This window comes from Tahibacter harae, from assembly GCF_024437735.1.
GTDB classification, from domain to species: Bacteria; Pseudomonadota; Gammaproteobacteria; order Xanthomonadales; family Rhodanobacteraceae; genus Tahibacter; species Tahibacter harae.
On sequence record NZ_JANFQO010000001.1, the window covers coordinates 19,331 to 29,806 of the forward strand.

General features: G+C 63.7%; 11 protein-coding genes. 1 reads left to right on the plus strand and 10 read right to left on the minus strand.

The genetic code is table 11. From position 1 onward, the window contains the following. Positions 1-53 precede the first annotated feature (53 nt). The 4 genes from NM961_RS00080 to NM961_RS00095 all read right to left on the minus strand — a co-directional run bounded on the left by NM961_RS00080 (position 54) and on the right by NM961_RS00095 (position 2,742). Positions 54-971 (minus strand): universal stress protein, encoded by a 918-nt coding sequence (locus NM961_RS00080; RefSeq protein WP_255910094.1) that lies wholly within the window; start codon positions 969-971, stop codon positions 54-56. 96 nt (positions 972-1,067) lie between these two features. Further along, positions 1,068-1,442, minus strand: coding sequence for a hypothetical protein (locus NM961_RS00085; protein WP_255910095.1), 375 nt, complete (start codon positions 1,440-1,442; stop codon positions 1,068-1,070). A 326-nt stretch (positions 1,443-1,768) separates the two neighbouring features. Continuing rightward, positions 1,769-2,251 (minus strand): hypothetical protein, encoded by a 483-nt coding sequence (locus NM961_RS00090; protein WP_255910096.1) that lies wholly within the window; start codon positions 2,249-2,251, stop codon positions 1,769-1,771. Between the two features lie 95 nt (positions 2,252-2,346). After that, positions 2,347-2,742, minus strand: coding sequence for a hypothetical protein (locus tag NM961_RS00095; RefSeq protein ID WP_255910097.1), 396 nt, complete (start codon positions 2,740-2,742; stop codon positions 2,347-2,349). A 306-nt stretch (positions 2,743-3,048) separates the two neighbouring features. On the opposite strand from NM961_RS00095, the gene NM961_RS00100 reads away from it, so the two are divergent. After that, a complete protein-coding gene (locus NM961_RS00100; protein WP_255910098.1) occupies positions 3,049-3,612 on the plus strand; it encodes a hypothetical protein in 564 nt (187 codons plus the stop codon). 90 nt (positions 3,613-3,702) lie between these two features. Here the strand turns inward: NM961_RS00100 and NM961_RS00105 are convergent, their stop codons facing one another. The 6 genes from NM961_RS00105 to NM961_RS00130 all read right to left on the minus strand — a co-directional run bounded on the left by NM961_RS00105 (position 3,703) and on the right by NM961_RS00130 (position 10,471). Continuing rightward, positions 3,703-5,265: a POT-type proton-dependent oligopeptide transporter gene (locus tag NM961_RS00105; RefSeq protein WP_255910099.1), complete on the minus strand. Its 1,563-nt coding sequence runs from the start codon at positions 5,263-5,265 to the stop codon at positions 3,703-3,705. Between the two features lie 27 nt (positions 5,266-5,292). Then, positions 5,293-6,057, minus strand: a complete 765-nt coding sequence (locus NM961_RS00110; protein ID WP_255910101.1) for a queuosine precursor transporter — start codon at positions 6,055-6,057, stop codon at positions 5,293-5,295. 34 nt (positions 6,058-6,091) lie between these two features. Further along, positions 6,092-6,598, minus strand: coding sequence for a metallophosphoesterase family protein (locus NM961_RS00115; protein WP_255910103.1), 507 nt, complete (start codon positions 6,596-6,598; stop codon positions 6,092-6,094). A gap of 10 nt (positions 6,599-6,608) precedes the next feature. Then, entirely contained in the window at positions 6,609-7,511 is a 903-nt protein-coding gene (locus NM961_RS00120) for a DUF1684 domain-containing protein (protein WP_255910105.1), read from the minus strand. Between the two features lie 23 nt (positions 7,512-7,534). Beyond that, positions 7,535-9,373: a DNA mismatch repair endonuclease MutL gene (gene mutL, locus NM961_RS00125; RefSeq protein WP_255910107.1), complete on the minus strand. Its 1,839-nt coding sequence runs from the start codon at positions 9,371-9,373 to the stop codon at positions 7,535-7,537. A 129-nt stretch (positions 9,374-9,502) separates the two neighbouring features. Beyond that, entirely contained in the window at positions 9,503-10,471 is a 969-nt protein-coding gene (locus NM961_RS00130; protein WP_255910652.1) for an RluA family pseudouridine synthase, read from the minus strand. Positions 10,472-10,476 lie beyond the last annotated feature (5 nt).

Here is a 10,476-nt window from a genome sequence, read left to right on the forward strand (position 1 = left end):
AACCTGCACACAGCTTGCTGAATCCACCGTTCCCGCAGAAGCGGTGGCCGGGCTTACTTATCTTTTGCGACAAAAGGTGCGGGAGAAGGAACGGCAGCCCGAACCATCAGTACGTCCGTGGGGACCGCATCGACAATCCGGCGCGAGTTCCCTATGAAGGCGTCGAAAAGAACCCCACGCGGATGCGCACCGATGACGGCGAGATCCGCGTCCTGCTCCAGAACGTAACGGCGCAGCATCGCGTTCGCGGGGCCGGCCTCGGCGGCGATGCGGATCGCCGCCTTGCGCTCGGCAGGAAGCTGCGCCGCATCGACCTGTTCACGCAGTCTATCCAGATCCCGCGCGGCCCAGCCGTGCGCTTCGGGCGTTGAATCGAGCAGCGAAGCGTAAGGCATCGAGTACGCGTGCATGAGCGTGATGGATGCTTCGCGGAAAAGGCGGGCCGAAAAAACCAGGGCCTGTTGAGCTTCGTCGGTAAAATCCGTGCCGACCAGCAGATGCCGGTACGGACGCCGGGGCCGACTGCGCACCACCAGTACCGATACCGGGGATTTGCGCACCACCTGTTCGACCGTGCTTTCGATGATGGGCCCCAGCAATCGCCGATGCGATTCACCCAGTACGATCAATTCGCAGCGTTCCCGCTCGGCCACGGCAAGAATGGCCGGTGCAGGCGCCAGATATTCTTCGACGTGAACCGTCGCACCCAATTCATCGGTGCCCAGCTCGCGCCGCATGACGCGCAGCACTTCATCGCGGGCAGGCGGATAGCGCTGCAGATAGTCGACGGGATTGACCCCGGCAGGCACCGCGGGGGGCGCGGCATTCACCGCATGGAGGATATGCAGGTGCGCATGCCATTCCTGGGCCAGCTGGACGGCGCGGTCCAGCGCGCGATCTCCCTGACTGGTGAGATCAGTAGCCAGCAAGATGCGCCCAGGTACGGGTGCGATTTCTGGATGATCCATCATGACCGTTCCATGCTACACAGGACGGGTACGGGAAGCCACCCTGAAACGAGGATTATTTGTTGAAACGAGGTGAATGCCGCGCCCGGGGCGCTGTGGTCATAGAAGATTGATCTCTTCAACGTAGAGTGTCCTGCTTCCGCAGCCGCCGGATTCTATACGGCGATCTTTTATGTCGTACCAAGCGTCCTCCGGCGCGCTCGGACGCGAAAAAATCTCGCCAGACACTCCTATTTTTCTACCATTCCATTTCTTGCGTTCATTGAATATGTGATTCGGCAGCGCAAGATCCAAGCAGCCACCAGGAGTCTCAAGCGACGCTCCACCATACCCACCAATCGCAACGATCAGTCGCCCGGATCCATGGCAAATTTTCCCCTCGCACTTGATGTAGTTACTATCGTGCGCTTTGTTGGTTGAGCAAGAGCAACACGAGACAAGAACCAGACTGGCCAGCACCTCCTTGAACTGCATGACGCTTCTCCCGTACAAGAGTTGACACCGAAGCGCTCTTTCTGGCCTTTAAAAGCCATCCAAGCCGGAGGACTTTGGCTCAAAAACCGTTCTCTATATCTATCGAAAGGTCTGACCGGCTGCCACCGGCCATCCGCGCCGCGACATCTCCTGATTCGACGCGGTCGGACGGCAGGTGTACCTGCAGCACAGGATGAAGTTTGGGGGTAAGGCGCTTTGAGGCAACGAGGGCAGCCGGTTTTCCGCCGAGATAACCGACTACTCAAACAACAACGACCTGCGCCTAAAAACACCCCCAAGCCTTTCGCTCCATATCCTGTCCGCACCTACGTTCCCGCCGGAAGAATCGAGTCAAACTCTTTTACCAGAACCCAAGCTGTTAAATATTCAACACCATCTATTTTTGTCGTGTTGAATGAACCTGGTGACATATAGCGATAAACAGAGGCGCCGAACCTGCTGAAAATGGCGTCTCTTTCCACGATCCTGTCACATCGTGATTTCTCCGCCTGCGCATCCACGGCGTCGGCAAAGAATACATACTTGAATCCAATGCTTAGCGGAGCAGAGGAACAGAAGCTCGCTCTCTCCCCCTCTATACGACCTTTGTATATCTTGTTTACATGAACCGTCACTTCGGAAAAGCAGCCACCCTTGCCACATTCGGCCTTAATCCCGACGACCCTGCCTTCGAACACAGACGCAGCCTCTTCAAGGACAAGCTTGACGTCGCGATCGACAAAAGAGGTAGCAGGCAACCTTGGAGAAAAAGCAAGCAACAAAATTGGTACAAGCGCGCAAAATTTCATGGATCACCATCCTGCCTGAATATTCAGCCAATCCCGGAACAATTAATCGGACTTTTGGCCATCCTCAGTTGTGGCAGCCTGTCAATCTAAACCAGTCATTGCTTAGCGGTCTTTTTCCACACCTCGCCGGAACTCGTAATGATTTCCTCAACAATCATTACCTGGTCGCAGAGATTTATGTTCACGCGCATGCCATCGATTTCGTAGGAATAGGAAAAAGTTCCGGGAAGGTCATTTGGTTGTGTAGAAATCAGCCCCGTTATCCGAGCTTTTTTCTGATTGAAATCCGACTTATCTCGAAAAAAATTTTCAGGGGCAGCGAGCGCAATACACCCGCCCTTTCTGGCTAAACTTGCTTGCCAAAGCGATTCCATTTCCAAAATCCCAGATACCGTACATCGATCCCCTACCTGGCACACGTTCTTGCCCTGCTGGCCTGCACAAGCAGAAACAAGTGTCACTGCGAAAACCATCAGCAACCTGGCGTGCATTGTGCGCCTCCCGTACCTTGATTTGAATTCCAAGTTTCAATCAGACGCGTGCAGCAGGATCGCTGCTGCGGAAACGAAGCAGGAACACAGCCGTTCTGTCGCTTCGCTGCCGATCCTCTCAGCCGCGCACTCACTCGCCGCCCCCACGCGCACGCGAATTGCAAGCCTTGCAAAGACGCCATCACCTCGACAATAGCGCCGCATCCGCCCGGATGTCATGACAGGTCCACCCTCCCCTTTGCGCAAGGCAATCCACGCCGACAAGCCGCGCGGGGCGGCTTGCTGCGCACAGCGAGGCAAGCCGCCATGGGCGACAACGTCTATCCCTACGTTGGTTCCGACTACATCAACCTGATTTCGGGCACCCATGACGACAATCAGGTGAAATGCCTGGGCCTGAGCCGGGTCGACCACGTCAGCCTGGTCATAGACACTTTCGACGCCGCCGACGCCTGGCAGCAATGGCTGGTGGTCCGCAGCCAGAATGCGATCGCGCTATGGCATATGGATACCGGCTCGAAACTGGTCTGCGCGCAGGACGGAACGCTGTCGCTGCGATTCGGCCCCGGCGGGCCGGCCAATGTCGACGAATATGCCGAGGACGAGCTGTGGAACATGGTCGCCGTAAGCCCGCCTTCGCACGGCATCTGGGACTGGGTCAAGGCGACATTCACCGACCTGCTCGTCGATATGACGCGGTACTACGAAAACGGCTTTGCCGTGCGTCCGCTGTTTGATGACAACCGCAATCTCAACGTACTCGGCAACGGCCCCTATCCCGCCAACAGCATCGTCGCCGCGTGGGACGGCTGGGGCGGCGGTGATGCCAATGAAGTGTGGCTGCCCAGGCTGGTAGCCGGGCAGCAGTGACGAGAATGCTGTCAGGGCGACGCTCCGGCATCCGCCAGTCGGCCTGACAAGGATGCACGGCGAGCGTGTCGCTCGCCGTGCATCCGCCGATCACGCCGCGCGGTAGTTATCCACCTCGCGGTAATTCCTCGCATACAAGCCGAATATCAACGCCGCAATCAGCGCAAACGCCGCAAAGAAGAACATCTGGAACGCGGTAACGCTGAAGCCGGTGGAGCTGATCGAATCGGTCACCGCCTGGTTGCGCACGGCGAAGTTGGCCAGCAGTACCCAGAGGTTGCCAATGGTGGTGGTGAGGTTCCAGAAGCTCATGACCACGCCCTTCATCGCGGCGGGGGCCTGGCTGTAGGCAAATTCCAGGCCGGTGGCCGAGACCAGCACTTCGCCGAAGGTGAGCAGTGCGTACGGCAGTACCTGCCAGACGATGGACATGGGGCTGCCGCCGTCCATGATGACCTGCAGGGTGCCAATCGCGATCCACGCCAGGCCGCTGAAGGCGATGCCGGCGGTCATGCGGCGCAGCGCGGTGGGTTCCATGCCGTAGCGGCGCAGGGCCGGGTACAGCACCAGGTTGTTGAACGGAATGAGGATCATGACCAGCAGCGGGTTCAGCGCCTGCATCTGCGAGGACACGAACCATTCCGGCTTGGTCATGGCATTGCCCTGGATCACCCAGGTGGAAGCCTTCTGGTCGAACAGCGAGAAGAACGGCGTGACCAGGGCGAAGATGATGAGGATGCGCAGCACGCTGCGCACGCCGTCCACGGCGGCATCGGCATGCAGGCCGCGGGCGCGTTCCAGCTGCAGCGAGGCGCCGCCGCCGACGCCGGCCAGCAGTGCGACCAGGGCCAGGCAGATGGCGATGACCACGCCGAGCTTGCCGGCATACAGGATGGCCGCCAGCGCGGCCAGCGCACCGACAATGGCCACGATCAGGCCCGGCCTGCCCTCGCCCGCGCGCTGCGCCAGCAGCGCGGTGCGCACCACGCGGAAGAACGAATCCGGATCCGCCGTATCGGCCGGCGGCACCATCACGTACTGGCGCCGGCCCAGCCACAGCACGATGGTCGCAATCAGCATCAGTACGCCGGGAATGCCGAAGGCCACCTGCGGGCCATAGTTCTTCAGGAACAGCGGCATCAGCAGCGAAGCGAACAGCGAGCCGAAATTGATGATCCAGTAGAAGCCATCGAAGACGATCTTGGCCAGGTGCTTATTGGACTGGGTGAACTGGTCGCCGACGAAAGAAGCCACCAGCGGCTTGATGCCGCCGGAGCCCAGCGCGATCAGGCCCAGGCCGATGAAGAAGCCGAGCTGGTTGTCGACGAAGGCGGCCAGACTGAACTGGCCTGCGCAGTAGATCAGGCTGAACCAGAGGATGGTGTTGTACTTGCCGAAGAAACGGTCGGCGAGATAACCGCCCAGCAGCGGGAAGAAATACACACCGATCATGAAGGTGTGCATCAGGTCCTTGGCGGCCAGTTCGCGCTCCGGCCCGGCGGCGATGTGCTGCAGCAGGATCGAGGTGATCAGGAACTGCACCAGGATGTTGCGCATGCCATAGAAGCTGAAGCGCTCGCAGCCTTCGTTGCCGATGATGTAGGGAATCTGCCGCGGCATTTTCGCGGCGGGCTGCGTGGGGTTGGCTTGCATGGATGGTTCCGTGCCGGGTTGAGGGAATCAGGCCGCAGCGGCCTTGGATTTGAGCTCGTCGCTGAGTGGCTTGCCCAGCCAGCTGTCGAGCAGGCGCCGCAGCAGATAGATCAGCGGCGTCAGCGCGATCGCTGCGCAGACCTTATAGATGTAGTTGACCGAGGCCACCGCCAGCCACAGGCTGATCGACCATTTCTGTGGGCCGATGACGAAGGCGATATAGAGCACGATCAGGCTGTCGAAGGCTTGTGAAATGACGGTGGAGCCGGTCGCGCGCAGCCAGATATGCTTGCCGCCGGTACGCTTGCGTATCCAGTGGAAGATGCCGACGTCGACCAGCTGGCCGATCAGGAACGCGGTCACCGAGCCGGCAATGGTCCACAGGCCCTGGCCGAATATCTGCGCAAACGCGGCCTGCATATCTGGCACGCCCTGCTTCTCGCCCACCGTGACCCACCAGCCGGCCGGCGCCAGCGCGATCGCGGCAAAAGCGAACGCGAAGGCGTAGATGATCAGAAACACCGCCAGCCAGGAAATCATGCGCACGCCGCGGCGGCCGAAGTATTCGTTGATGACGTCGGTCATCACGAACACGATGGGCCAGAGCAAGGTGCCGGCGGTGAAGCTCAGCGAGCCGGTCTGGCCGAACAGGTTCCAGTTGAACGGCGCCACGCCCAGGGTGTCTTCCAGCGCGAAGATCTTCACGCCGATGAGTTCCGCCAGGATGGCATTGGCCACGAACACGGCGGTGAGGATCAGGAACAGCTTTTGCCCCTTGTTGCTGAATTCCACGTTTTATTCCCCCAAAGGAATCGCCTGGCGCTGTTCAGGCCTGAAAGCCATCGCTGTGACGCACTGCCTGCACCTGCCAGCTGCGCTCACTGGCCTGCAGCAGCAGGCAGCTGGGACCGCCGTTGGTGCGGGCGCGGCCGGCGGCGCCGGGATTGAGTATCCAGGGCAGCGCGTCCTGATCCAGCGCGAGCTGGTGACTGTGCCCATATACCACCGCGCGGGCGGCCGGAAATGCACGCCGCAGCGCGGCATGGCGCCCGGCTGCGGGCCAGCGGTCGCCGTGGACGACGACAAGACGGCCGCCCGGCAGCTCCAGGCCTGCTTCGGCCGGCAGTGCGGCGAGGCGGTCGTGCTCGCCGGCCGCCCATTTCGCCGTCACGTCGTTGTTGCCGCGCACGGCGACGACCTGCGCTCCCAGCGCCTCCAGCACAGCCGCGGCGCCGACATCGCCGGCATGCGCGACCGCATCGCAGTCGCGCGCCAGCGCGGCTATGCGCGCGTCGATGCGGCCGTGCGTGTCGGAGACCAGCAGCACGCGCACGGCGCGGCGGTCAGTGCGCGGCGCCGCGGTATTTCTTCTCGCCGGCTTCCACGCGCACCTTCAGCTTGTTCTCCGGCGGCGCCAGCGGGCAGGTCGCGTACGGCGTGAAGGCGCAGGGCGGGTTGTAGGCACGGTTGAAGTCCAGCACGATCTTGCCGTCCTTGGGCAGGTCGGCGTAGAGGAAACGGCCGGCGCCGTAGGTTTCCTTGCCGCTGGTCTTGTCGGCGAAGATCAGGAACAGTTCCTTGGCGTCGGCCGTTTCCAGCACCGGCTGCACCTCGTATTCCTTGCCGTCACGCTTGAACACGGCCTTGCCGGGAACCTTGTACTTCTCCACATTGCCAAGAACGTTCGGCACCTCCAGCACCTTGGGCGGATCGAACGCCTCCCACTTGGCCTCGACGCGCCAGCTCGCATTGGTGGGGAAGTAGTCGATGCCGAGGAAGTTCTTGCGCGTGGCCGCGGCGCTGTCCTTGACCCGCAGCGCCTTCTTGCCGTCGCGGTCGATCACGTAGAACTGGGCGGTGCCGAAGGAGACGATGGTCGGGCGCGGACTGGAATCGTCGCGCAGCACGCCGGAGGTAGCCTTTTCGCTGCCGCCGAGGGAGCCCACCGCAGCGGATTCCAGCGCGAAGGAGACCTGGCCGCCGCTCAGCGTGGCCTTGCCCAGCTTGGCCGGGCCTACGGCGAGCACGATGTCGTTATCCTTGGCGCTGCCGACAGTGTTCACGCCTTCCTTGAGCCAGTGCAGGCCGACCAGGCTGAGCCAGCCGTAGGGCTCCTGCAGCCGCGCGACGCGCTGGGCGCGCCAGTTATCCACTTCCACCGCGCGCTCGTCGTCGATGGTCATGGACTTCAGATCCACTCCCGCGGCCATCAGGCCGGCCATGGCGGCGCAAAACATCAGTGACATCGTTGTTTCCTCTGGTGGGTTCGTCAACGGCCGCGCAGGAACAGGCGGTCCAGTTCAGGGATGGAAAGTTGTACCCAGGTGGGACGGCCGTGGTTGCACTGACCGGAGCGTTCGGTCGCTTCCATGTCGCGCAGCAGCGCGTTCATCTCGGGCAGGCTCAGGCGCCGGTTCGCGCGCACGGAGCCATGGCAGGCCATGGTCGCCAGCACATCGTTGCCGGCTTCCTCGATGCGGCGCGAATTGCCCTGGGCGAGCAGGTCGCCGATCACGTCGCGGATCAGGCCGGCCGCGTCGGCGCCGTCGAGCAGGGTCGGCAGGCGCTTCACCAGCACGCTCTGCGGGCCGCTGCGCTGCAGCTCGAAACCCAGTTCGGCGAAGCGTTCGGCCTGGTCTTCGACACAGGCCGCCTCGCGTTCGCTCAGCGAGATCGACAGCGGCACCAGCAGCATCTGCGCGCGTATGCCCTGCCCCGCATGGGCGGTCTTGAGGCGTTCGTAGGTGATGCGTTCGTGCGCGGCGTGCATGTCGACGAGCACCAGGCCCTGGGCGTTCTGCGCCAGCACGTAGATGCCGTGCAGCTGGGCCAGCGCATAGCCCAGCGGCGGTGCATCGCCGGATTCTTCCGCCGCGGCACAGGCGGCGGCGAAAGCAGCGGGATCGGCGGCCTGCGCCAGCGGCAGCGCCGGTGCGGCAGCAGCGCCGCCGCCGCCGAGCAAGGCGGCATAGTCGGCCAGCGGCTCGCGCACGGCGTTGCCCAGGCCCAGCGAATTCTGCCCGCGCCAAGGGGTGGCATAGGCTGCGCCGTTGCCGCCGAAGGCCGGCTGCGGCAGCGGCGCTGCCGCGACCGAGGGTGCCGTGCCGGCGCGGGTCTCGGCCAGCGCGTCGTTCAAGGTGCGGTAGAGGAAATCGTGGACCAGGCGCGATTCGCGGAAACGCACCTCGTGCTTGGCCGGATGCACGTTCACATCCACGCCCAGCGGATCCAGTTCCAGGAACAGCACGAAGGCCGGATGGCGGCCGTGGAACAGTACGTCGGCATAGGCCTGGCGCACGGCGTGGGCGACGACCTTGTCGCGCACCAGGCGGCCGTTGACATAGAAATACTGCTGGTCGGCCTGGGCGCGCGAGGCCGTGGGCAGGCCCACCCAGCCGCTCAGGCGCAGGCCGGCGGCGGCGTGGTCCAGACGCAGGCTCTGGGCCAGGAAATCCTCGCCGAGCAGGTCGCCGACGCGGGTCGCCAGCGTCGCCGCGTCGCCGGCCTGGCGCAGCAGGCGCACCGGCTTGCCGTTGTGGCTGAGGCGGAACTCCACGGCGCTGCGCACCAGGGCGAGCGAGGCAATCAGTTCGTCGATACGGCCGAATTCCGTACGTTCGGCACGCAGGAACTTGCGCCGCGCCGGCACGTTGTAGAACAGGTCGCGCACTTCGATGGTGGTGCCTGGCGGATGCTGCGCGGGCCGCGGCGGCTGCGGCCGGCCGCCGTCGACCTCGATCCGCAGCGCATGCGCCTGGGCGGCGGGGCGCGAGGTCAGCGCAAAGCGCGAGATGGAGGCAATGCTGGGCAGGGCCTCGCCGCGGAACCCCAGGGTGGCGACGCGCTCCAGGTCGTCGAAGCTGGCGATCTTGCTGGTGGCATGGGCGCTGATCGCCAGGGGCAGGTCGTCGGGATCGATGCCGCCGCCGTCGTCGCGCACGCGGATCAGGCGTGCACCGCCTTCCTCGACATCGATCTCGATGCGGCCGGCGCCGGCGTCAAGGCTGTTCTCGACCAGTTCCTTCACCACCGAGGCCGGGCGTTCGATGACTTCGCCGGCGGCGATCTGATTGACGAGTTCGACGGGGAGCTGGTGGATTCGGCGCATAAGCGGCCGATCATACCGGCAAGCCGGCGCGGGCCGGGAGTGACCGGGGCTTACTTCCAAATGCCGGGATTGGGGATTCGGAATTGGGGAGCGCGGCGCCGGGGCGGCCGAGGACCGGCCGGCGCGGGATCAGCGTTTGGCCGGCGGCAGCTTGTCCAGCACGGCGGCCAGGTCTTCGGCCAGGGGCGCCGAGAAGGCATAGGTCCGGCCGCCCAGCTCAAAGCCGAAATGCTTGGCATGCAGGAACAGGCGGCGCAGGCCGTAGGGCTTGAGCGACTTGTTGAACTCCGCATCGCCGTATTTCTCGTCGCCGGCGATGGGATGGCCCAGGTGCTGGCTGTGCACGCGGATCTGGTGGGTGCGGCCGGTTTCCAGCGTGGCCTCGACCAGGCTGGCCGGGGCGTACAGCTCTATGGTCTTGAAATGGGTCAGCGAGGGTTTGCCTTCGCTGTCCACCCGCACCATGCGCTCGCCGCCCTGCAGTATGGATTTGCGCAGCGGCTGGTTCACGCTGATTGCCGCCCGCGGCAGCTTGCCCTGCAGCAGGCAGAGGTACTGCTTGGTGGTGCGATTCTCGCGGATCAGCTCCTGCAGCCCGGTCAGGGCCGCGCGGCGCCGGGCCAGTACCAGTACGCCGCTGGTGTCGCGGTCCAGGCGGTGCACCAGTTCTATCGTGTCGCCGGGGCGAAGCGCTCTCAGCAGTTCGATGGCGCCATGGCTGACGCCCGAGCCGCCGTGGGCGGCGATGCCGGCGGGCTTGGACAGGACCAGGAAATCCTTGTCCTCATGGATGATGGCATTGCCTATGCGCTCGGTCAGGCCGCGCGAGGGCGCTGCGCCCTCCTCTTTTTCTGCCACGCGCACCGGCGGAATGCGCACCTCGTCGCCGCCCGCGAGGCGGGTATCCGGCTTGGCGCGCTTGCCGTTCACGCGCACCTGGCCGGTGCGCAAGATGCGGTAGATCAGGCTCTTGGGCACGCCCTTGAGCTGGCCGGCGAGGAAATTGTCGATGCGCTGGCCTTCGCGGTCGTCGGCCACGCGGACCAGTCGCACGCCTGCCCCGGCGTCTGGGGAATTGCCCGAAGTTCGCGTCACGATTGAAG

What these genes read in the sequence shown, in the direction of transcription:
- NM961_RS00080 (WP_255910094.1), bottom strand. Translation starts at nt 971, where the DNA reads ATGATGGATCATCCAGAAATCGCACCCGTACCTGGGCGCATCTTGCTG.
- NM961_RS00085 (WP_255910095.1), bottom strand. Translation starts at nt 1,442, where the DNA reads ATGCAGTTCAAGGAGGTGCTGGCCAGTCTGGTTCTTGTCTCGTGTTGC.
- NM961_RS00090 (WP_255910096.1), bottom strand. Translation starts at nt 2,251, where the DNA reads ATGAAATTTTGCGCGCTTGTACCAATTTTGTTGCTTGCTTTTTCTCCA.
- NM961_RS00095 (WP_255910097.1), bottom strand. Translation starts at nt 2,742, where the DNA reads ATGCACGCCAGGTTGCTGATGGTTTTCGCAGTGACACTTGTTTCTGCT.
- NM961_RS00100 (WP_255910098.1), top strand. Translation starts at nt 3,049, where the DNA reads ATGGGCGACAACGTCTATCCCTACGTTGGTTCCGACTACATCAACCTG.
- NM961_RS00105 (WP_255910099.1), bottom strand. Translation starts at nt 5,265, where the DNA reads ATGCAAGCCAACCCCACGCAGCCCGCCGCGAAAATGCCGCGGCAGATT.
- NM961_RS00120 (WP_255910105.1), bottom strand. Translation starts at nt 7,511, where the DNA reads ATGTCACTGATGTTTTGCGCCGCCATGGCCGGCCTGATGGCCGCGGGA.
- mutL (WP_255910107.1), bottom strand. Translation starts at nt 9,373, where the DNA reads ATGCGCCGAATCCACCAGCTCCCCGTCGAACTCGTCAATCAGATCGCC.